Origin of the sequence: Rhizobium sp. BT-226, assembly GCF_025847085.2 — a bacterium.
Taxonomy (GTDB): Bacteria; Pseudomonadota; Alphaproteobacteria; order Rhizobiales; family Rhizobiaceae; genus Rhizobium; species Rhizobium sophorae.
In genome coordinates this window covers 1-20,494 of record NZ_JAOYTI010000010.1, presented here as the reverse complement: position 1 = coordinate 20,494, position 20,494 = coordinate 1, and the positions used below count along the sequence as shown (strand labels likewise).

The following is a 20,494-nucleotide window of genomic DNA, read 5'->3' as shown; positions in this document are numbered from 1 at the left end:
AAAGCGGCCTTTCGTGTTATAATACTGCAGCAAATCCCCAACGATTTGCACTTGGCGCGGGGTGGAGCAGCCCGGTAGCTCGTCAGGCTCATAACCTGAAGGCCGCAGGTTCAAATCCTCCCCCGCAACCAACACTCTTCAAAGATCAGCATGTACCTTCTTATCGCTGGCGGAAAAGCTTCGCTTTCCCTGGCGATGGTAGCTCGTCGTTCGCTGAAGCTCACCATAACCTGAAGGCCGCAGGTTCAAATCCTGCCCCCGCAACCAACGATCCCTGCGATCCACAAAAGCCCCTCCGCGGGGCTTTTTGCGTTTCTGGTTGCGGGGGAGCTAACGCCCCTTCAGGGTCTGTCCTCGACGAACGCGATGACATGGCTACGGTTTTCCAAGCCGTTCGATGGCTGATTGCAAAGGTGCATCCGAAACATGGACCAGCCCGACATAGGGATTGGCCATATCCGAGATCAGGAAGATCGCGCCGGCGACGGACAGGGCGCAGACGAGCAATATTGACAGCACCGTCGGATTGGTCGGTGCCTGCAGCCCGAAGGTCGCAAAAAGCAGCGCGAGCCAACAGACGAGAACGGTAAGGAAGGCCCAGGGCAAACCCTCTCTACCGGATTCGACCAGCAGCCAGTGGGTCTCGGCCACCATGCCGCTCACTTCCAAAGCACGCGCCTGGAGAGAGCGCTGCACCGCATCCTTCGGCGTCAGGGATCGAAGGTCGGCCTGAACCGCCTCTATATCCTGATATTCTCCCAGCGCCTTGGCGGATGGCTCGTCGGTGGTTTCGGCAGTCCAGCCGCGGCTTAGCCGTTTTTCGATGAGTTCACGTAGCAATTGACGCGCCTTGTCGGTTTCCGGCCCGTATTGCGCCATGACGCGGTCAAGCAGCAGTACCCGTGCGGCCGCCGTTCTCATCTCCACTTCGGCATTGTCGTAGGTCGACTTGGCGGATGCGATCAGGAGGCCGAGCGCCAGGGCCGACAGCGTTCCCACCACTGCGGTCGCCAGCCTGATGGCGTCCTTGGATTCCGCATTGAGATGGTAATCCGGCAAGCGGGCACGCACGATCAATCCTATCGACGTCGCCATCGACAGAAATAGAAATACAAGCCCGCCAACCAATAGTGAGCCCAAGTCCGGTCTCCGTATCGCCACGTAGGTCCTGCAGCCGCCGCGACTGCTTGCAAGCTGTGCAATAGCTCCCGTCATCATAGCGGCAGACAGACCAAGCGCGGAACTCTTTACCTTCCTGATCTCGCGCGGCCGCCATCGGGCGGGTTTCATTGCTGGAAAATCAGCATCACGTAAGCCAGGAAAAGCACCAGATGCACAGCGCCTTGCATAAGATGCGTGCGGCCGCTGGCAAAGGTGATGATGCTGACGGCAAGCGTGAGCAGAAGCATCACCAGATCTCCATGCTCCAGGCCGAGTGTCACCGGGTGTCCGTAAAGCTGACTGACAACAAGCATCGCCGGCACCGTCAGCCCGATCGTCGACAGCACCGAACCAAGGAAGATGTTGACGGAACGCTGCAGATTATTGGCGATGGACGCACGCACGGCGCTGATCGCCTCAGGCGTCGCGACAAGGATGGCCATGACGACACCGCCAAATGCGGTTGGAGCATGCAGGGTTTCGATAATGTAATCGATCGGCCGCGCAAGCTGTTCAACCAGAAAGACGACGGGACCCATATAGGCGAACAGCAGGATGGCATGAGGCCATACGGGCCCATGGACAGGAGCACCACGTTCGCCGGGAGGTTCATGACGGTTGCTGTCGTCGGTGAAATAGTCCCGATGCCGGCCGGCCTGAAGAAACAGAAAGGTAGCGTAAAGGCCGACCGAGATTAGGCCCAGTATCAGTTGTCTCGGCGCCGATGGATGCTGTCCGTCCGGCCCGGAAAGAAACGTCGGCATCACCAGGCTCAAGGTGGCCAGCGGTACGATGACCCCGAGATAGGCGTTGGCGCCCTGCAGGTTATGCTGCTGTTCCGGTCGCCGCCATGCGCCCAGCAGCAAGGACAGGCCGACCATGCCGTTCAGGATGATCATGACGACTGCAAACAGGGTGTCGCGCGCAAGCGTGGGATTGTTTTCGCCATGAAGCATGACGGCCGATATTGCCATGACCTCGATCGAGGTGATGGCAAGCGTCAGAATGAGCGTTCCGTAGGGCTCCTTCAGCCGCTCCGCCAGGTGGTCCGCGTGCCGCACGACCGACAGAGCGGAGCCAAGGACGGCAGCGAACAGCCAGACGAAAACGACAGTGAACCAAAGCGGATCGGAAAGCTGCCCGAAGAGCTGCTCCTGGAAAACAAGAAACGCCAGGCTGGTCGCGACGCTGACGCCGAGGAACCATTCCTCGCGTATCATGCTGCTTGCGCTGACAGCGCGCAATGTCGGGCCGTCCGTCATTGAAGCCACCCGTCTTCTGCCAAATTCGGCCGCAATGCGATCCTCAAGACCATTGTGTCCGCCCGCTGTCTCGTGCCCACCACATGAGCAGGCGCAGACGAGGCTGCCTCAAGGCGAACCGAACCTCAAGCCGGATCGTGTGTCACTGACTGAAACTTGCGGGTCTCTGTGGTCTCGTTACCCGCTGCTCCCGACAAAGGGACCGCGGCCGAAACGGAGGGCAAGGCGAGGTCCGGGGAACTCAGCGCGGCGGTTGCAGCGCCTTCCGGCAGTTATTCGCGGCCTGTCGCCGGGATTGCCGCGCCGGTGACGACGGCTGCGGCCGGCGAAATCAGGAAGGCGATGAGGCGGGCGATCGATTGCGGCGATACCCAGCCGTCCGTCTTCGCATCGGGCATGGCCGCGCGATTCTCGGGCGTGTCGATGGTCCCGGGCAGGATGCAGTTGGCGGTGATGCGGTCGTCGCGGCATTCGGCAGCGATCGCCTCGGTCAGCCGGATGACGGCGGCTTTGGAGGCGGCGTAAGCGGCCTGCTTGGCGCCAGCCTTCAGGCCGGGCGCAGCCGCTATATGAACGATGCGGCCGTAGCCGGCCGCCTTCATGGTCGGGAGAACCGCGGCGCTGATCGTCAGCGCAGTGCGGGCGTTTGCGGTCATCATCGTGTCCCATTGGGCGGGAGCGTCCGGCCCGACCGGCCCCATCTGGAAACCGCCGACGGTGTTGACCAGTGCGCTAACGCCGCCAAATCGCTTGACGGCCCGAGCGACGGCGGCGGCGCAGGAGGCATAATCGGTGAGATCCGTTCCAGCGATCGACAGAAACTCGGTGGAGGCGGGAAGATCGGCGGCCAAGGCTTCCAGCTCATCGCTCGAACGGTTCATGCAGACGAGTTTTGCGCCGGCGTTGGCAAGTTCGCGGACAACGGCGCTGCCGAGGTTGCCGCCGGCTCCCGTGACGATCACGGCTTTCTGGTCTTTCATAGCAATCGATCTCCCGACGGTGCCCGCGCTGGACAGTGCCGCGCATTGTTGATCCAGGCTGCGCGGCAGCGCAAGCCCCCGCCCAAGACAGGTCGGATATTTGCGAAACGGCCCGCGGAGCGATCCGCGGGCCGTTCGTCTTTGATCGTCTGACGGACCTGATTCAATGATATTTCGCCCGTTCGCGGTCGAGGATGACAGGCGCGTCGAGGCCTGAGATCGGACGGGTGACATCGGCCGGGATGTCGCCGGTGAGCTGCAAGTCGAGATAACGGGCGCAGCAGACCCGCAGGAAGGACGTGAAGTTGCCGAGATCGTGGCCCGCATCGATCGATTCGTGATGCAGCCGGGTGATCAGCTGGACGACATTCATGCCGTCGCGCCGGGCGATCTCCTCGAGCTTCGCCCAGAAGAAGTTCTCCAGCCTGACGCTGGTGACCATGCCGTCGATGCGCAGCGACCGGGTGGCACTTTCCCAGAGCCGCGCATCGGCCTTGATGAAGAGTTCACACATATCGTCCTCCCCAGTGCGCCCTTCTCAGGCGGCGTTGGTTTCGAGCAGTGCTGCGGCATCGAGCACGGCCATGAACTGGCGCAGCCACGACGGATGCGCCGGCCAGGCGGGCGCCGTGACCAGATTGCCGTCCGAGACTGCATCGCTGATGGCGATGTCGGCATAGATGCCGCCGGCAAGTTCGACTTCCGGCCGGCAGGCGGGATAGGCCGAGCAGGTGCGGCCCTTCAAAACGCCGGCAGCGGCAAGCAGCTGCGCGCCATGGCAGATGGCGGCGACGGGCTTTCCGGCGTCGAAGAAATGCCGGACGGATTTGATGACGTCGGCATTGAGGCGCAGATATTCAGGTGCGCGGCCGCCGGGGATGACGAGCGCATCGTAATCTTCGGCGCGCACGCTGTCGAAGGTGGCGTTCAGCGCAAAATTGTGGCCGCGTTTTTCGGAATAGGTCTGGTCGCCCTCGAAATCGTGGATGGCGGTGGCGACGGTCTCGCCGGCTTTTTTGCCGGGGCAGACGGCGTCGACCGTATAGCCGCAGGCGAGCAGCGTCTGGAACGGCACCATCGTTTCGTAATCTTCGGTGAAGTCACCCGTGATCATCAGGATCTTTGAGGCTGGCATCGTATCCTCCTTTGAAACCAACAGGCGGAGAGTAGCAAAGAGCTGCTGCGAGCAGGTACTATGGGGATACTACAGGCGAAATTCCCACCGGACGGGCGACAGCATCAGATCGCCCTGACCTTCACATCAGGCACTGCGCAAGCCTCGCCGCCGCCGAAGAGGCGGGAGCGGGTGAGGAAGCGCTTCTCCCGGCCGTTGTCGAGCGAGAACATGCCGCCGCGGCCGGGCACGACGTCGATGATCAGCTGCGTATGCTTCCACGCCTCGAACTGGCTGGTGCTGATGTAGACCGGTACGCCGCCGATCTCGCCGAGCTTGACGTCGCTGTCGCCGATCATGAATTCGTTAGCCGGATAACACATCGGCGAGGAGCCGTCGCAGCAACCGCCGGACTGGTGGAAGAGGATCTCGGGGTGATCCCGCTTGATTTCTGCGATCAAATCGAGGGCTGTGTCGGTTGCGAGAACACGCGGTTCGCCGTTGACGGTGGTTTCCATGGCTGCCTCCTCCAGCGCATAACCCCGAAAATCGGATCGATTTTCGGAAAGGTTACACGCAAATTCAAAGCGTTAGAGCGTCCTACGGAATGCGTGGCGCTCTAAAGACAAGGCCTTCTCCCCGTGTCGGGGAGAAGGCTTTTCATCATAACACCATTGGCTGCTCTTAGAAGAAGCCGAGTGCTTTCGGGCTGTAGCTCACCAGCATGTTCTTGGTCTGCTGGTAGTGGTCGAGCATCATCTTGTGGGTTTCACGACCGATGCCCGATTGCTTGTAACCGCCGAAGGCGGCATGGGCTGGGTAGGCGTGGTAGCAGTTGGTCCAGACGCGGCCGGCCTGGATCTCGCGGCCGAAACGGTAGCAGCGATTGGCGTCGCGGCTCCAGACACCGGCGCCGAGGCCGTAGAGCGTGTCGTTGGCGATTTCGAGCGCTTCCTTCTCGTTCTTGAAGGTCGTGACCGAAACCACCGGTCCGAAGATCTCCTCCTGGAACACACGCATCTTATTGTGACCCTTGAAGATCGTCGGCTTGACATAGTAGCCGTTCGCCAGCTCGCCGCCGAGATCGTTGCGCGAACCGCCGGTCAGCACTTCCGCGCCTTCCTGCTTGCCGATGTCGAGATAGGCGAGGATCTTTTCCAACTGCTCTGTCGATGCCTGAGCGCCGATCATCGTCGCGGTATCGAGCGGGTTGCCCTGCTTGATCGCCTCGACGCGCTTGACGGCCTTTTCCATGAAGCGGTCGTAGATCGATTCCTGGACGAGGGCGCGGCTCGGGCAGGTGCAGACTTCGCCTTGGTTGAGGGCAAACATCGCAAAGCCTTCAAGCGCCTTGTCGAGGAAGTCGTCGTCCTCAGCCATCACGTCGGCGAAGAAGATGTTCGGCGATTTGCCGCCGAGCTCCAGCGTCACCGGAATGAGGTTCTGGCTGGCATATTGCATGATCAAGCGGCCTGTCGTCGTTTCGCCGGTGAAGGCGATCTTGGCGACGCGCGGGCTGGTCGCCAGCGGCTTGCCGGCCTCGAGGCCGAAACCGTTGACGATGTTGAGGACGCCTGGCGGCAGGAGGTCGCCGACGAGTTCGGCCCAGAGCAGGATCGAAGCCGGGGTCTGCTCGGCGGGCTTCAGCACGACGCAGTTGCCGGCGGCAAGCGCAGGTGCCAGCTTCCAGGTGGCCATCAGGATCGGGAAGTTCCACGGAATGATCTGGCCGACGACGCCGAGCGGCTCATGGAAGTGATAGGCGACGGTATCGTGGTCGATCTCGCCGATCGAACCTTCCTGGGCGCGAATGCAGGAGGCGAAATAGCGGAAGTGGTCGATCGCCAGCGGAATGTCGGCCGCCATGGTTTCGCGGATCGGCTTGCCATTGTCCCAGGTCTCGGCCTGGGCGAGCAATTCCAGCTTGTCTTCCATGCACTGGGCGATCTTCATGAGGATATTCGAGCGCTCGGCGGCGGAGGTGCGGCCCCATTTTTCCTTCGCCGCATGGGCGGCGTCGAGCGCGAGATTGATGTCCTTTTCATTGGAGCGGGGAATGTCGCAGAGTTTGCCGCCGGTGACGGGCGTCAGGTTTTCGAAGTATTTTCCCTCGACCGGCTCTCGCCATTCGCCGCCGATATAGTTGCCGTATTTCAGCTTGAACGGCGACTCGACGATTTTCTGATGAAGCATGTCATCCTCCCTTGATGATCAGGTTCCTAAGCGAACCAGTGGGAGGAAAATGAGCATGTTTTGGCGGAGGGACTAGGGCGGGTCTTCCATACCGCAGTGCACAGTGTCGCAGTCCTGCGACAGGAGGGGCTCACGATTGGCGCAGCGGCGGAACCTTCAGCGCCATCAGTGGAGATCGAGCTTCTTCATCTTCCTGTGCAGCGTGGCGCGGCTGATGCCGAGCGCGATTGCCGCCTGCGAGACATTGCCGCCGGCGCGCGACAGCGCCCGAAGCAGGGCGGCCTTTTCCGCCTCGACCATCTCGTCCTGCTGGGAGACGCCAGCCTCGTGCAGGGCATCGGCGGCAGGAATGCCGGCGGCGATGCGCCTGTCGTCGAGCTGCAGCGCGATGCGGGCGGCGCGCGTCGCACCGAGCACCAGATCGTGCCTGTCGACGGCAAGCAGGGCGGCGGCGGAATTGGCGCCGGCCGGGACCATCAGGAAACGGGCGCCTGTAAAGGCCGAACGGAAGAGGTTGAGCTCGATGCGCATCGCCGCATCGCGCACGGTCTGCGTCAGGATCGCCAGCGTCATCTCATTGACGTCTTCGCGGCATGTGGAGATGTCAAGGGCTGCTGCCACCCGCCCACGATGATCGCGGATCGGTGCCGTCGTGCAGCTGAGACTGGTGTTCGAGCAGAAAAAATGCTGATCGCGGAAGATGGCGACGGCGCGCTCGTCGGCAAGTGCGGTGCCGATGCCGTTGGTGCCGATGCTGGCCTCTGTCCAGACCGAGCCGGTCCAGAGGCCGAGTTCGCGGAATTCCTTGTCGTCGCCGGCAGCGCCCCGGCGCTCCAGTGCGATGCCGTTCTTGTCGGTCAGAAGCAGGCAGCAGCCGGCCTTGCCCACAGTAGTGAAGAGACGATCGAGCTCTTCCGTCGCGCTGGCGATCAGCTGTTCGGACTGCTCGCGGGCACTGCGGAATTCCTGGTCGGTAAGGCGCAGCGGCGCGCGTTCATCCTCGGGGGCGAGCTGGTGCATGGTCATGCACCGCCGCCATGAGGCGACGACCGGAGAACTGGCTGCGGCGGAATCGCGCTGGGCAGACGTGTAGACGTGCTCGGCGTGTGCTGAGTGTTCGTGCATCGGCTCCTCCCACCGAAGTTCAGCATAGTCTGATGGAAAAGCGGCTGGTTGGCAATCGGTCGGCACTGGCGGCCAATTGCCGCCAGTTTGTCGAATGCTGCCAGCCTAGCGCTGCAACCAGGCTTCGATGCCGCGCGCGGCAGCCCGGCCGGTCGCAAGGCAGGCGGTGAGAAGATAACCGCCGGTCGGAGCTTCCCAGTCGAGCATTTCGCCGGCAACGAAGGTGCCCGGCAGCGCCTTCAGCATGTAGCCTTCGTCAATGCCGCTCCAGCGGATGCCGCCGGCCGAGGAGATCGCCTCGGAGATCGGGCGGGTTTCGATCACCGGCACCGGCAGGGCTTTGATCAGGCCGGCGAGACGTTCGGTATCGGTCCGGTCGCGCTCGGGAGTAAGTTCGCGCAGCAGCGCCGCCTTGACGCCGTCGAGGCCGACGCCCTTGCGCAGGCGGTTTGAAAAGCTTGATTTGGCGTCCTGCCGCGCGAGGTCGCGGCTCAGCCTCTCGATGGTGCGGCCGGGTGCGAGGTCGAGGGTCAGGGCAGCGCTGCGGTGGTTCAGCAACTGGTCGCGGAGGCTGGCGGCATGGATATAGACGAGGCTGCCCTCGATGCCGTTCGCGGTGATGACGAATTCGCCGGGAAAGGTGCCGGCCTCAGATGTTGCGGTGACTGATTTTACCGGCTCGCCGGCGAAACGCTCGCTGAAGTTCCCGCTCCATCCGACGACGAAACCGCAATTGGCGGGTTGAAAAGTATCAATTTCCACACCCCTGCCGGCCAGCCAAGGCACCCAGCCAGCATCGGAGCCGAGGCGCGGCCAGCTTGCGCCGCCGAGCGCGAGCAGGGCCGCGTCGCAATGGACGATGCTGCGCCCTTCGGGCGTTTCGAAAACATAGCCATCTTCGGCAAAACCGGTCCAGCGGTGGCGGGTGCGCAGCGTGGCGCCCTGTGCTTCCAGCCGCCTGAGCCAGGCGCGCAGCAAAGGCGAGGCCTTCATCACCTTCGGGAACACCCGGCCGGACGAGCCGACGAAGGTCTCCGTCCCGAGTCCTGCTGCCCAGTCCCTGATATCATGAGGGGTAAAGGCATCAAGAGCGGGGCGCAGACGGGCGGAGGCCGCGCCGAAGCGCGTGGTGAAACGGGCATAATCCTCGGAATGGGTGATGTTGAGACCCGATTTGCCGGCCAGCAAGAACTTGCGGGCAAAGGTCGGCATGGCGTCGTAGACCGTGACCGCATAACCGGAACAGGAAAGCAGTTCGGCAGCCGCGAGACCCGCCGGGCCGCCGCCGATAACTGCAATCCGCTTCTGGTTCATGATGTCTTCGCCCGATTCTCTCTGCATTCAGTTTTGGCGCGGGCGCGGATCGCCTGCAAGGGCTGCGATCAGTGATGCGGATGCATGCACTGGCCGTGATCGGCGAGAACCTCGATGACGCGGCATTGGTCGACTCGGCCGTGGCCGCAGCCTTCTACCATGGTTTCCAGCTCGGCCTTTAGCGCCATCAGGCTGCGGATGCGCTGTTCGACCTCGATGAGGCGCGCCTCGGCGATGGCGTCGGCCGAGACGCAGGACTGGTGCGGATCGTCCTGCAGGGTGAGCAGCGTGCGGATCGCCTCGATCTCGAAGCCGAGTTCGCGGGCGTGGCGGATGAAGGCGAGGCGGCTGATATCGGCAGGCTCGAAGGAGCGCTGGTTGCCCTCGCTGCGGCTCGGCGCTGCGAGCAGGCCGATGCTCTCATAATAACGGACCGTCGGCACCTTGACGCCGCTTTGGCGGGCGGCTTCACCGATCGTGATCTTTTTCATGATTTTCCACTTGCACCTCTAGTCGCTAGAGGATGTAGGAAAGATGCTTCTATTTGACAAGGAAGCGGATCATGGCTGAGAGCGAGACACGATACCGGGTTGGCGGCATGGATTGCGCCTCCTGCGCAACCAAGATCGATACGGCAGTCAGACGCGTGGCGGGTGTCGCCGATGTTTCCGTTTCGGTGATGGCGGGCACGATGACCGTCCGGCACGATGGCAGCAGTGATCTCAAGGCGATCGAGAAGAAGGTGACCGGGCTCGGCTATTCCGTCGCGCCGCTTGCCGGAAACGCTGCGCCTGCGCATGCCCACAGCTCGCAGTATCGTCACGACCATTCTCACGATCATGGCGAGAAGGAAATCGAGGGGTTGCACGGGCACGACCATGCGCCGATGGCCGGTCCCTGGTGGCAGAGCAGGAAGGGCCGGCTGACCATCCTTTCGGGGGCGGCACTCGTTGCCGCCTATGCCGTCGGCCATCTTGTGCCGGCGATTGCATCCTATGCCTTCATCGTCGCCATGCTGATCGGGCTGGTGCCGATCGCTCGGCGCGCCATCATGGCCGCCTTCTCAGGAACACCGTTTTCGATCGAGATGCTGATGACGATTGCCGCCGTCGGCGCCGTCATCATCAATGCCGGTGAAGAGGCGGCAACCGTTGTGTTCCTGTTCCTCGTCGGCGAGCTGCTAGAAGGGGTGGCAGCGGGCAAGGCGCGCGAAAGCATCCAATCGTTGACGGCGCTGGTGCCGAAGACCGCGCTACTCGAAGACAACGGGCAGACACGGGAGGTGCCGGCTGAAAGCCTTGCTGTCGGCGCCATCATCATGGTTCGTCCTGGCGACCGGATCTCGGCGGACGGCATCATCCTCTCAGGCGAGAGCGCGATCGACGAGGCGCCGGTGACGGGCGAGAGCACGCCGGTGCGCAAGGGCGTCGATGCCGTCGTTTTTGCCGGCACGGTCAATGGTGATGCGGTGCTGAGGGTTCGCGTCACGGCGGCTGCCGCCGACAATACCATCGCCCGCGTCGTCAAGCTGGTGGAGGAGGCACAGGAATCGAAGGCGCCAACCGAACGCTTCATCGATCGGTTTTCGCGCTATTACACGCCCGGCGTCGTCGTGGTCGCAGCGCTGGTCGCGGTCGTTCCGCCGCTGCTGTTCGATGGGCCGTGGGGCGAATGGGTCTATAAGGGCCTTGCCATCCTTTTGATCGGCTGCCCCTGCGCGCTTGTCATTTCGACACCGGCGGCGATCGCCGCTTCGCTTTCGGCAGGTGCGCGGCGCGGGCTCTTGATGAAGGGCGGCGCGGTGCTGGAAACGCTGGGCAAGGTGACGATGGTCGCCTTCGACAAAACCGGCACGCTGACGGAAGGCAAGCCTCAGGTGACCGACATCATTTCCTTTGGTCTGAGCGAGGCGCAGGTGCTGTCGCGCGCGGCGGTGCTGGAGCAGGGTTCCAGCCATCCGCTCGCGCAGGCGATCCTTAACCGCGCCAAGGCGGACGGCGTTCCCGTGCCGCCGGCCTTCGAGCTGGAAGCGCTGCCGGGCAAGGGTGTCAGCGGCAAGGTCGGCGGCGAGACGCTGGATCTGCTGTCGCCGCCTGCCGCTCGCGAGCGGGGGACGCTCAGCGCGGACCAGGATGCACGCATCACGGCGCTGAACGACGAGGGCAAGAGCATATCGGTGCTGCTCGTCAACGGTGTTGCGGCCGGCCTGCTCGCCATGCGCGACGAGCCGCGCGAGGATGCCGAGGCCGGACTCGCTGCCCTCAAATCGGCAGGCGTCAAGGCGATGATGTTGACGGGCGACAACAAGCGGACGGCAGCAGCCGTTGCCGGCATGCTCGGCATCGACTGGCGCGGCGAGATGATGCCTGAGGACAAGCAGCGGGTGGTCGGCGAATTGAAGCGCCAGGGTTTCATCGTCGCCAAGGTCGGCGACGGCATCAACGATGCTCCGGCGCTGGCCGCTGCCGATATCGGCATCGCCATGGGCGGCGGCACGGATGTGGCGCTGGAGACGGCGGATGCCGCCGTGCTGCATGGACGCGTCGGCGACGTGGCGCGGATGATTGAACTGTCCAAACGCACGATGCGCAATATCCTGCAGAATATCACCATCGCACTCGGGCTGAAGGCGGTGTTTCTGGTGACGACGATCGCCGGCATCACCGGGCTCTGGCCGGCGATCCTCGCCGATACCGGCGCCACCGTGCTGGTGACGATCAACGCGCTGCGGCTGCTTCGGATAAAGGGATGAATGTTTTCCCGATGGCGGTCTGAAGTCCGACGATTCGGGCGAAAATCGCCGAGCCGGTCATCCGTTGGGTCGGCTCTCAGTTTGTTGACAAAGTCTCCTCCGTCATGCTCGGCCTTGTGCCGAGCATCTAACCACTGCAATTGCTTGACTGAAAACCATTTATTGTCAGATGCTTAATTGACCGGCGCAGATCCTCGGCACAAGGCCGAGGATGACGTCGCGGGTTTTGTAGTCAGCAGCCTGAAAGCCGGCTGCAGGCCGGCTCTCGGGTTCAGGTCTTCTCCACAGCTCGTTTTTCCTAAGCCTTCGTTAGCCATGTTTTTCACAGGAATGTAGCGATTTCAAACCTGCCGTAACGCAATGCACAAACCATCCGTTGACGCGAATTTGGATTGGGGTACTATATCTAGTGTTCGAGGTTCCATCGATTCGTAGGGATTGATGGCTAAGACGGGAATTCGGTGCGCTTCGCCATCATAGCGCGGCAATGCCGGAGCTGCCCCCGCAACTGTAAGCGGTGAGCAACTGTCCGATTTCAGGTCACTGGAGCATGATGCTCCGGGAAGGCTGGGCAGGCGCTTTGACCCGTGAGCCAGGAGACCTGCCTCGAACGAAACGTCCACGGGCGGGGTGTCCGGAAGGTCGCGTTGCATGGCTGCGGGGAATCTCCGTGTCGCGTTTCGTAGGCCCGAACCTCCGCCCCGAAACCTTCGCATTGAGCCACTTCGGGGTGAAGTCATGTCAGTATCTCAGTTCAGGCCGCCACCCGCACCAGGTAGAGGGCGGATTACGCCCAGCGGCTGAACGAGCCGCATAGTTCAAATCATCAGAGAATTTTTCGACGGATATCGACAGATTTCCGATCGATGTCTTGCGCCCAATCGCGTCGTCACGAGGAATATCATGACTATTACCGTCTACAGCAAGCCTGCCTGTGTCCAGTGCACTGCCACCTACCGCGCCCTCGACCGTCTGGGCGTCGATTATGACATCGTCGATATTTCGCAGGATGCCGAAGCGCTCGATCGCGTCCGCAGCCTCGGCTACATGCAGGCGCCTGTGGTCATCGCCGGCGAGCAGCATTGGGCGGGCTTCCGCCCCGACATGATCAGCGCGCTCTCCTGACCTGAGGACAAGCGATGGGCCTGATCGTCTATTATTCCAGCCGATCCGAGAACACCCATCGGTTCGTTGCCAAGCTCGGACTGCGTGCGGCGCGCATTCCGCCAGGTGGTGCACACGCGTTCCATATCCGCGAACCCTTCGTGCTGATCGTGCCGACCTATAGCGGCGACGGCGGCAAGGGTGCCGTTCCCAAGCAGGTGATCCGTTTCCTCAATGATGCGGAAAACCGAGGACACATCCGCGGCGTGATCGCCGCGGGCAACAGCAATTTCGGCGAGACATACGGGCTCGCCGGCAACGTGGTCTCGCAGAAATGCCAGGTGCCGTACCTTTACCGGTTCGAGCTCATGGGTACCGAAGACGACGTCGCCAAGGTCAAACACGGAATGGAACGATTTTGGACACGGCAACAAACCTGACGCGGGATGCGGGCGCAAAACCGCATCACACTATTGCTCAGCCCGCCGGGGAAAGGCCGTCGAAGGCGGCCGAAACCCTCGACTATCACGCGCTGAACGCGATGCTGAACCTCTATGACGATGAGGGGCGGATCCAGCTCGACAAGGATCGAATGGCTGCCAAGCAATATTTCCTGCAGCATGTAAACCAGAACACGGTGTTCTTCCACAATCTGAGGGAAAAGCTCGATTACCTCGTGACCGAGGGTTATTACGAGCAGGAGGTTCTCGACCAGTATTCCTTCAATTTCGTGCGGGATCTGTTCGACCAGGCCTATGCCAAGAAATTCCGCTTCCCGACCTTCCTCGGCGCCTTCAAATATTACACCAGCTATACGCTGAAGACCTTCGACGGAAAGCGCTATCTCGAGCGTTACGAGGATCGCATCTGCATGGTGGCGCTGGCCTTGGCGCGCGGCGACGAGGCCCTTGCCCGCGACATGGTCGAGGAGATCATTTCCGGCCGTTTCCAGCCGGCGACGCCGACCTTCCTCAACGCCGGCAAGAAGCAGCGCGGCGAACTGGTTTCCTGCTTCCTGCTGCGTGTCGAGGACAATATGGAATCGATCGGCCGGTCGATCAATTCGGCGCTGCAATTGTCGAAGCGCGGCGGCGGCGTGGCGCTGTCGCTGACGAATATCCGCGAGGCAGGCGCGCCGATCAAGCATATCGAGAACCAGTCCTCGGGCATCATCCCGGTGATGAAGCTGCTCGAAGACAGTTTCTCCTATGCCAACCAGCTTGGGGCGCGGCAGGGCGCGGGTGCGGTCTATCTCAACGCCCACCACCCCGACATCATGCGCTTCCTCGACACCAAGCGCGAAAATGCCGACGAGAAGATCCGCATCAAGACGCTGTCGCTCGGCGTCGTCGTGCCCGATATCACCTTCGAACTCGCCAAGAACAACGAGGACATGTACCTGTTCTCGCCCTATGACGTGGAGCGCGTCTATGGCGTGCCCTTCACCGAGATTTCGGTGACGGAAAAGTACCGCGAGATGGCGGACGATGCCCGCATCTCCAAGAAGAAGATCAAGGCGCGCGAATTCTTCCAGGTGCTTGCCGAAATCCAATTCGAGAGCGGTTATCCCTACATCATGTTCGAGGACACGGTGAACCGGGCGAACCCGATCGCCGGGCGTATTTCGATGAGTAATCTCTGCTCGGAGATCCTGCAGGTGAGCGAGGCGAGCGAATATCACGACGACCTTTCCTACAAACATCTCGGCAAGGACATTTCCTGCAATCTCGGCTCGCTGAACATTGCGGCGGCCATGGACTCCACCGATTTCGGCAAGACGATCGAGACCTCGATCAGGGCGCTGACGGCCGTTTCCGACATGAGTCACATTTCCTCGGTTCCCTCGATCGAGAAGGGCAACGACGAGAGCCATGCGATCGGCCTCGGTCAGATGAACCTGCACGGTTACCTGGCCCGCGAACGCATCTTCTACGGCTCCGAGGAAGGCGTCGACTTCACCAACATCTATTTCTATACGGTGACCTATCACGCGATCCGCGCCTCAAACCTCTTGGCGGTCGAACGCGGCACGAGCTTCAAGGGCTTTGAGAATTCGAAATATGCTTCCGGCGACTATTTCGACAAATATACCGAGCAGCTCTGGGAGCCGGCGACGGAGAGGGTGAAGGCTCTGTTCGAGGCCGCGGGCATCCATATTCCAACGCAGGAAGACTGGGCCGCGCTGAAGAAGGCGGTGATCGCCTCCGGCCTCTATAACCAGAACCTGCAGGCGGTGCCGCCGACGGGATCGATCTCCTACATCAACCACTCGACCTCCTCGATCCATCCGATCGTCTCGAAGATCGAGATCCGCAAGGAAGGCAAGATCGGCCGCGTCTACTATCCGGCGCCGTTCATGACCAACGATAATCTCGACTATTATCAGGATGCCTACGAGATCGGGCCGGAGAAGATCATCGACACCTATGCGGCGGCGACCCAGCATGTCGACCAGGGCCTGTCGCTGACCTTGTTCTTCCGCGATACGGCGACGACGCGCGATATCAACAAGGCGCAGATCCATGCCTGGAAGAAGGGCATCAAGACGATCTACTACATCCGCCTTCGCCAGATGGCGCTGTCCGGCACCGAGGTGCAGGGTTGCGTGTCTTGTACGCTGTGATTTGATTTCGGGCCTCGAGCCAGAAGCCCCCTCACCCTAACCCTCTCCCCGCTGGGGAGAGGGGACTTGGTTGGGGATGACGCTGCCACAAGTCTCTTCTCCCCAGCGGGGAGAAGGTGCCGGCAGGCGGATGAGGGGGCGCCCAGACATATTCCTCAAGAGGGACCACCTAATGAACATGCAAATCAAACCCGCTTCTCGCGTGCGCGCCATCAACTGGAACCGCATCGAGGATGACAAGGATCTCGAAGTCTGGAACCGGCTCACCGGCAATTTCTGGCTGCCGGAAAAAGTGCCGCTTTCGAACGACATCCCCTCCTGGGCGACGCTGACGCCGGTCGAGCAGCAGCTGACCATCCGCGTCTTTACCGGATTGACGCTGCTCGACACGATCCAGAACGGCGTCGGTTCCATCCGGCTGATGGAAGATGCGGCAACGCCGCACGAGGAGGCGGTGCTTTCCAACGTCTCCTTCATGGAGGCGGTGCATGCGCGCTCTTATTCCTCGATCTTCTCGACGCTGTGCTCGACGCCCGATGTCGACGATGCCTATCGCTGGTCGGAGGAGAACGAATTCCTGCAGCGGAAATCGGCGCTGATCATGGAGCAGTATCGCTCCGGCGATCCGTTGAAGAAGAAGGTCGCGAGCGTCTTCCTCGAAAGCTTCCTGTTTTATTCTGGCTTCTATCTGCCGATGTACTGGTCGAGCCGCGCCAAGCTGACCAACACGGCCGACATGATCCGGCTGATCATCCGCGATGAGGCGGTGCACGGCTATTATATCGGCTACAAATTCCAACGCGGGCTGGAACGTCTCTGCGAGGAGAGAAGGCAGGAGATCAAGGATTTCGCCTTCGAACTGCTGCTCGAGCTCTATGACAATGAGGCGAAATATACCGAAGCGCTCTATGACGGCGTCGGGTTGACCGAGGACGTCAAGAAATTCCTGCATTACAATGCCAATAAGGCGCTGATGAACCTTGGCTACGAGGCGCTGTTCCCGGCCGAGGCCTGCAAGGTCAATCCTGCGATCCTGTCGGCGCTTTCGCCGAATGCCGACGAGAACCACGACTTCTTCTCCGGCTCCGGTTCCTCCTATGTGATCGGCAAGGCAGTGGCGACCGAGGACGAGGACTGGGATTTCTGAGGCTTGATCGCCGTCTGCCTCTTATCATTTGCTCTCTCATCGCCCACATTCAGCGGAAACTAAATTCGGTCCTCGCCGGTGATCCGGCGTAGCGGGAGTTTTTGATGTCGTCTTTTTTGAACAAGGCCGGGACTGCCGTCGAAGCGGGCGAAGGCGTCTGGCCGATCCGCAGAAGACGGATTCTCGACTGGCTGGTGAACGAGACGCGCGGCGAGCGCTTCATCGACAACATCCTGGTGGAAATGTGCGAGAAGCTGCTGGCGGCAGGGGTGCCGGTGGCGCGGGCGACATTGCATTTCAGGACGAACCATCCGCAATGGATCGGTGCCCGCATCCTCTGGAAGGAAGGCCTGGCGGAGGCGAAGATCAACACTTTCGCCTATGGTGTCGAAAACACGCCGGAGTTCCTGAAGAGTCCCGTCAACGCGATCCATCAGGGTTCGGAGGAGGTGCGTAGACAGTTGGAAGGCACAGCCGACGGCGACGAGGATTCATTCTATCAGGAACTGCGCGATGACGGCCTCACAGAGTATATCGCCTGGCCGCTCGAGCATACTTTCGGCAAACGGCATGTCGCGACATTTTCGACCAGCCGGCCGGGCGGTTTTACGAGCGAGCATGTCGATTTCCTGCGCGATCTGCTGCCGGCCCTGACGCTCGTCAGCGAAATCCGGCTGAAGAACATCATGGCGCGCACGTTGCTGCAGACCTATGTGGGACCGCATGCGAGCGAACAGATTCTGTCGGGAGTCACGACGCGCGGCAGCGGCGCGACCGTCGGGGCGGCAATCATGATCTGCGATCTGCGCGACTTTACGGCGATCTCCGATCTCTGGCCGCGTGACGATGTCATCCATCTGCTCAACGATTATTTCGACGCCATGTCTGATCCGATCGAACGGTATGGCGGAGAAATCCTGAAGTTCATGGGCGACGGATTACTGGCGATCTTCCCGCTGAGCAAGGACACGGCCTGTCACGATCTGCTGCAGGCGATCCGCGAGGGTCAGACGTTGATGGCGCAATTGAACCAGCAGCATGCGAGCAACGGGCGCGAACCGCTACGCTACGGCGTCGGCGTGCATGTCGGCGACGTCATGTACGGCAATATCGGCTCGCGCCGGCGGCTGGATTTCACCGTCATTGGCCCGGCGGTCAATGTCGCCTCGCGACTGGAAACCCTGACCAAGGAGGTCAAGCGTCCGGTGCTCTTGTCGCGAGCCTTCGTCGAAATGGCGAACTGCGCGGAAGAGATGGACAGCCTCGGCACCTTCCCGCTGCGCGGGCTTGGAGAGCCCGTCGATGTCTTCGCCTTTCCAGAGAGCAGATAGCTCAGACCCCACGCTTGTTTCCCCAAAGCAGCACGTGCAATTGAGGCAGCACGCGGGCTGCAAACCATCGGTCGGCCGTCACCTTGTCGACAAGCCAGTGCATCCGATCCATCACACCGTCGATATCAATGCGGGCGTCGTCGTCATCGGGCGGCGGCGGGGTGTGGTTGCCTGGTTGGAGAAACAAGGGAATTTGGGGGTAGCGCTCACCCGCCCGTTGGGCGAATTTGTAGTCGGCATCGTCGAAGACGACGATCTTCAAGGCGATCTCCGGGCCGCCAGTGGCCAGTTGAAGACAGTTGTCCACCTGGTCCCAATCCGTCAGCATTCCGCTGGATGGCGGTTTGGGGCTGATCACCAGCATATCGAGATCTCGAAACCATGCCTGGGCGACGCTCCCCTGGGTTTCCAGTGCAAAGCGGTATCCTTGGGAATGGCCGAGTTCGATCAACGGCCTCAAGGGCTGTATCGCCGGATTGCCTCCAGAAAGGGAAACCGTCAGTGGCTTTGCCCCGGAGAGTTCGGTGACCTTACGCCAGATCGCCTCAGCGGACATCGGAATCCATTGATCGCGGAACGCACTGTTGACCGCGTGAAGACTGTCGCACCAGGAACATCGATAATCACAGCCGCCTGTCCTGACGAACACCGTCGGCAGCCCGATCAGGGCGCCTTCGCCCTGTATGGTCGGGCCAAAGATCTCGCTGACGCGAATGGATCCGCCACTCACGGCCTGTACTCCGCCCAGGTTTTCGGCGTCTCGCTGACGCGAACGGACGATGTCTCCGGGAAGCGCTGCTTGCACCAGTCGTAAAAGTGCCTTGCCAGGAATTCGGAGGTGACTTTCGAATGGCCGAAGACGTCGTTCAGGTGACGATGATCGAGAGCTTCGTCGATATAGCGCTTGAGCGGCGAGAGGTCGTGATAGTCACGGACGAAGCCATCATCATTCAGGCTTTCGGCGGCCAGCTCGACGACGACGATGTAGTTGTGACCGTGGAGCCGAGCGCATTGATGGTCGGCAGGCAGGTGATCCAATTGATGGGAGGCAGAGAGATGAAACTCCTTGGTGATGCGGTACATCAACGCACCTCCGTGGCCGAGTATCGCGAGATCGCGGCTCTCCAGAAGTCCCGGTCTTCGTACTCCGTAGGATCGGGGACGCCGGCAAGATGGAAAGCTTCACGGCGTTCCACGCAGGTTCCGCAGCGCCCACAGTGGAGCTCGCCGCCCTTGTAGCAGGACCAGGTTTCCGAAAACGGCGTGCCGTGTTTTTCGCCGTCAACCACGATCGCCGCTTTGGAAACATCGACGTAGGGGGCAAGCAGTTTCACGCTGGCATAACCGTCCAGCGCTTCGTGCTGCATGCGCTGGAAGGCATCGATGAAGCCCGGACGGCAGTCCGGGTAGATGAAGTGGTCGCCGCCATGCACGGCGACGGCAACGGCATCTGCTTTTTGCGCGGCAGCCAGGCCGAAGGCGATTGCCAGCATGATGGCATTGCGGTTCGGCACCACGGTGGCCTTCATGGTCTCGTCGGCGTAGTGGCCGTCGGGAACCTCGACATTGTCGGTCAGGGCCGATCCGCTGAGATGGCCGCCGATGCTGGCGATGTCGATGATATGATGGGGAACGGAAAGGCGCGCGGCACAGCTGGCGGCGAATTCGAGTTCCTTGCGATGCCGTTGGCCGTAGTCGAAGGAGACTAGACCGATAAGCTGTTTTTCCGCGGCTACCTTGTGGGCAAGCGAAACGGAGTCCAGTCCGCCGGAGCAGACGACGATGGTTTTCATATTTTGGATCCCTTGTTTTGACCGGGTGGGCTGCGACCGGATTGCGCGGTGCTTCTAGGACAAATCACGCGTCATGGAAACAGTTTTTAAACGTCGGCCAACACAGCCGGGCGGCTACCCGACCGGAAAGTTGATCTGCGGTGACAGCAGGAGCTGCAGATCCTCGGCCTCTGGATTGTTGCCATCGTTCCGTTAGCAATCCCGAAATTCGTATAAAATTCAAGCTGATGCCCTGGTAGTTATATTTTTCTCGAGAGTCGAGAAAGGACTTGACGACAGAAGGCTTATAACGCTTTAAATTGTTAACCGCGCGGAGGAGCGCGGCCGCGTGTTGCCCACTGCAAGGTGGTAAACATCGGGCGGCGGGGAGGGTCCTGCCGCCGATTTTCAATGGGAGGAAATTCATGAACAAGTTTTTGAGCTCGGCAGCTGTTGCTGTCGTGATGATGGCTGGCATCGGTGCGGCGCAGGCTACTGACGTGAAGGAAGTGCAGATGCTGCACTGGTGGACGTCAGGCGGCGAGGCAGCGGCGCTGAACGTCTTGAAGGAGGATCTTTCGAAGGAAGGGTTTGCCTGGAAGGACGTGCCTGTGGC

19 protein-coding genes, 1 tRNA gene, 1 pseudogene and 1 riboswitch are annotated in these 20,494 nt (G+C 61.3%); of the genes and pseudogenes, 8 read left to right on the top strand and 13 right to left on the bottom strand.

All coding sequences use genetic code 11. The annotated features are described in order from the left end of the window. Positions 1 to 55 precede the first annotated feature (55 nt). Positions 56 to 131, top strand: a tRNA-Met gene (locus tag OIU37_RS34325). A 244-nt stretch (positions 132 to 375) separates the two neighbouring features. Here the strand turns inward: OIU37_RS34325 and OIU37_RS34320 are convergent. The 10 genes from OIU37_RS34320 to OIU37_RS34275 all read right to left on the bottom strand — a co-directional run bounded on the left by OIU37_RS34320 (position 376) and on the right by OIU37_RS34275 (position 9,640). Continuing rightward, the gene (locus OIU37_RS34320) at positions 376 to 1,140 is read right to left on the bottom strand and encodes a DUF4239 domain-containing protein (RefSeq protein ID WP_264260124.1); all 765 of its coding nucleotides are present in this window, start codon (positions 1,138 to 1,140) and stop codon (positions 376 to 378) included. Positions 1,141 to 1,286: 146 nt separating this feature from the next. Then, a complete protein-coding gene (locus tag OIU37_RS34315) occupies positions 1,287 to 2,423 on the bottom strand; it encodes a calcium:proton antiporter (protein ID WP_264260123.1) in 1,137 nt (378 codons plus the stop codon). Positions 2,424 to 2,695: 272 nt separating this feature from the next. Continuing rightward, positions 2,696 to 3,403 (bottom strand): SDR family NAD(P)-dependent oxidoreductase, encoded by a 708-nt coding sequence (locus tag OIU37_RS34310; RefSeq protein WP_264260122.1) that lies wholly within the window; start codon positions 3,401 to 3,403, stop codon positions 2,696 to 2,698. Positions 3,404 to 3,566: 163 nt separating this feature from the next. After that, positions 3,567 to 3,917, bottom strand: a complete 351-nt coding sequence (locus OIU37_RS34305; protein WP_003543205.1) for a ribbon-helix-helix domain-containing protein — start codon at positions 3,915 to 3,917, stop codon at positions 3,567 to 3,569. 24 nt (positions 3,918 to 3,941) lie between these two features. Continuing rightward, complete coding sequence (locus OIU37_RS34300) at positions 3,942 to 4,538, bottom strand: DJ-1/PfpI family protein (protein ID WP_028759016.1); 597 nt, start codon at positions 4,536 to 4,538, stop codon at positions 3,942 to 3,944. 104 nt (positions 4,539 to 4,642) lie between these two features. Then, entirely contained in the window at positions 4,643 to 5,035 is a 393-nt protein-coding gene (locus OIU37_RS34295) for a DUF779 domain-containing protein (protein WP_264260121.1), read from the bottom strand. Positions 5,036 to 5,201: 166 nt separating this feature from the next. Continuing rightward, positions 5,202 to 6,710: an aldehyde dehydrogenase gene (adh, locus tag OIU37_RS34290; protein WP_264260120.1), complete on the bottom strand. Its 1,509-nt coding sequence runs from the start codon at positions 6,708 to 6,710 to the stop codon at positions 5,202 to 5,204. Positions 6,711 to 6,875: 165 nt separating this feature from the next. Continuing rightward, positions 6,876 to 7,835 carry a helix-turn-helix domain-containing protein gene (locus tag OIU37_RS34285; protein ID WP_264260119.1) on the bottom strand — a complete coding sequence of 320 codons (960 nt, stop codon included), beginning with the start codon at positions 7,833 to 7,835 and terminating at the stop codon, positions 6,876 to 6,878. A 105-nt stretch (positions 7,836 to 7,940) separates the two neighbouring features. Continuing rightward, positions 7,941 to 9,149 carry a TIGR03862 family flavoprotein gene (locus OIU37_RS34280; protein WP_264260118.1) on the bottom strand — a complete coding sequence of 403 codons (1,209 nt, stop codon included), beginning with the start codon at positions 9,147 to 9,149 and terminating at the stop codon, positions 7,941 to 7,943. A 68-nt stretch (positions 9,150 to 9,217) separates the two neighbouring features. Further along, positions 9,218 to 9,640 (bottom strand): helix-turn-helix domain-containing protein, encoded by a 423-nt coding sequence (locus tag OIU37_RS34275; protein ID WP_264260117.1) that lies wholly within the window; start codon positions 9,638 to 9,640, stop codon positions 9,218 to 9,220. Positions 9,641 to 9,711: 71 nt separating this feature from the next. Here OIU37_RS34275 and OIU37_RS34270 point away from each other — a divergent pair, with 71 nt between their 5' ends. The 6 genes from OIU37_RS34270 to OIU37_RS34245 all read left to right on the top strand — a co-directional run bounded on the left by OIU37_RS34270 (position 9,712) and on the right by OIU37_RS34245 (position 18,106). Then, the gene (locus tag OIU37_RS34270) at positions 9,712 to 11,901 is read left to right on the top strand and encodes a heavy metal translocating P-type ATPase (RefSeq protein WP_264260116.1); all 2,190 of its coding nucleotides are present in this window, start codon (positions 9,712 to 9,714) and stop codon (positions 11,899 to 11,901) included. Between the two features lie 399 nt (positions 11,902 to 12,300). Then, positions 12,301 to 12,525: riboswitch (cobalamin riboswitch) on the top strand. 279 nt (positions 12,526 to 12,804) lie between these two features. Beyond that, positions 12,805 to 13,026, top strand: a complete 222-nt coding sequence (nrdH, locus tag OIU37_RS34265; RefSeq protein ID WP_018243700.1) for a glutaredoxin-like protein NrdH — start codon at positions 12,805 to 12,807, stop codon at positions 13,024 to 13,026. Positions 13,027 to 13,040: 14 nt separating this feature from the next. Next, positions 13,041 to 13,445 carry a class Ib ribonucleoside-diphosphate reductase assembly flavoprotein NrdI gene (gene nrdI / locus OIU37_RS34260; protein ID WP_264260112.1) on the top strand — a complete coding sequence of 135 codons (405 nt, stop codon included), beginning with the start codon at positions 13,041 to 13,043 and terminating at the stop codon, positions 13,443 to 13,445. Then, positions 13,424 to 15,628 carry a class 1b ribonucleoside-diphosphate reductase subunit alpha gene (gene nrdE / locus OIU37_RS34255; RefSeq protein ID WP_264260111.1) on the top strand — a complete coding sequence of 735 codons (2,205 nt, stop codon included), beginning with the start codon at positions 13,424 to 13,426 and terminating at the stop codon, positions 15,626 to 15,628. Before nrdI ends, nrdE begins: the two co-directional genes overlap by 22 nt. A gap of 172 nt (positions 15,629 to 15,800) precedes the next feature. Beyond that, positions 15,801 to 16,775: a class 1b ribonucleoside-diphosphate reductase subunit beta gene (gene nrdF, locus OIU37_RS34250; RefSeq protein ID WP_264260110.1), complete on the top strand. Its 975-nt coding sequence runs from the start codon at positions 15,801 to 15,803 to the stop codon at positions 16,773 to 16,775. 104 nt (positions 16,776 to 16,879) lie between these two features. Then, positions 16,880 to 18,106, top strand: coding sequence for an adenylate/guanylate cyclase domain-containing protein (locus OIU37_RS34245; RefSeq protein ID WP_171605719.1), 1,227 nt, complete (start codon positions 16,880 to 16,882; stop codon positions 18,104 to 18,106). A gap of 1 nt (position 18,107) precedes the next feature. Here OIU37_RS34245 and queE read toward each other — a convergent pair whose 3' ends face one another. The 3 genes from queE to queC are packed head-to-tail and all read right to left on the bottom strand — an operon-like array spanning position 18,108 to position 19,899. Then, positions 18,108 to 18,836 (bottom strand): 7-carboxy-7-deazaguanine synthase QueE, encoded by a 729-nt coding sequence (queE, locus tag OIU37_RS34240; protein ID WP_180697194.1) that lies wholly within the window; start codon positions 18,834 to 18,836, stop codon positions 18,108 to 18,110. Next, entirely contained in the window at positions 18,833 to 19,189 is a 357-nt protein-coding gene (gene queD / locus OIU37_RS34235; protein ID WP_020051764.1) for a 6-carboxytetrahydropterin synthase QueD, read from the bottom strand. The genes queE and queD overlap by 4 nt, the downstream gene beginning before the upstream one ends. Further along, positions 19,189 to 19,899, bottom strand: coding sequence for a 7-cyano-7-deazaguanine synthase QueC (queC, locus tag OIU37_RS34230; RefSeq protein ID WP_264260109.1), 711 nt, complete (start codon positions 19,897 to 19,899; stop codon positions 19,189 to 19,191). Before queC ends, queD begins: the two co-directional genes overlap by 1 nt. A 404-nt stretch (positions 19,900 to 20,303) precedes the next feature. Here queC and OIU37_RS34225 point away from each other — a divergent pair. Further along, positions 20,304 to 20,494 (top strand): annotated as a pseudogene (locus OIU37_RS34225) (sugar ABC transporter substrate-binding protein); the annotation flags it as partial.

Bases quoted from the DNA above. Each gene is read 5' to 3' on its own strand.
- OIU37_RS34245 (WP_171605719.1), top strand. From the start codon at position 16,880: ATGTCGTCTTTTTTGAACAAGGCCGGGACTGCCGTCGAAGCGGGCGAA.
- OIU37_RS34275 (WP_264260117.1), bottom strand. From the start codon at position 9,640: ATGAAAAAGATCACGATCGGTGAAGCCGCCCGCCAAAGCGGCGTCAAG.
- OIU37_RS34310 (WP_264260122.1), bottom strand. From the start codon at position 3,403: ATGAAAGACCAGAAAGCCGTGATCGTCACGGGAGCCGGCGGCAACCTC.
- OIU37_RS34295 (WP_264260121.1), bottom strand. From the start codon at position 5,035: ATGGAAACCACCGTCAACGGCGAACCGCGTGTTCTCGCAACCGACACA.
- queD (WP_020051764.1), bottom strand. From the start codon at position 19,189: ATGTACCGCATCACCAAGGAGTTTCATCTCTCTGCCTCCCATCAATTG.
- OIU37_RS34305 (WP_003543205.1), bottom strand. From the start codon at position 3,917: ATGTGTGAACTCTTCATCAAGGCCGATGCGCGGCTCTGGGAAAGTGCC.
- queC (WP_264260109.1), bottom strand. From the start codon at position 19,899: ATGAAAACCATCGTCGTCTGCTCCGGCGGACTGGACTCCGTTTCGCTT.
- OIU37_RS34300 (WP_028759016.1), bottom strand. From the start codon at position 4,538: ATGCCAGCCTCAAAGATCCTGATGATCACGGGTGACTTCACCGAAGAT.
- OIU37_RS34280 (WP_264260118.1), bottom strand. From the start codon at position 9,149: ATGAACCAGAAGCGGATTGCAGTTATCGGCGGCGGCCCGGCGGGTCTC.
- nrdH (WP_018243700.1), top strand. From the start codon at position 12,805: ATGACTATTACCGTCTACAGCAAGCCTGCCTGTGTCCAGTGCACTGCC.
- adh (WP_264260120.1), bottom strand. From the start codon at position 6,710: ATGCTTCATCAGAAAATCGTCGAGTCGCCGTTCAAGCTGAAATACGGC.
- OIU37_RS34270 (WP_264260116.1), top strand. From the start codon at position 9,712: ATGGCTGAGAGCGAGACACGATACCGGGTTGGCGGCATGGATTGCGCC.
- OIU37_RS34285 (WP_264260119.1), bottom strand. From the start codon at position 7,835: ATGCACGAACACTCAGCACACGCCGAGCACGTCTACACGTCTGCCCAG.
- nrdI (WP_264260112.1), top strand. From the start codon at position 13,041: ATGGGCCTGATCGTCTATTATTCCAGCCGATCCGAGAACACCCATCGG.
- OIU37_RS34315 (WP_264260123.1), bottom strand. From the start codon at position 2,423: ATGACGGACGGCCCGACATTGCGCGCTGTCAGCGCAAGCAGCATGATA.
- nrdF (WP_264260110.1), top strand. From the start codon at position 15,801: ATGAACATGCAAATCAAACCCGCTTCTCGCGTGCGCGCCATCAACTGG.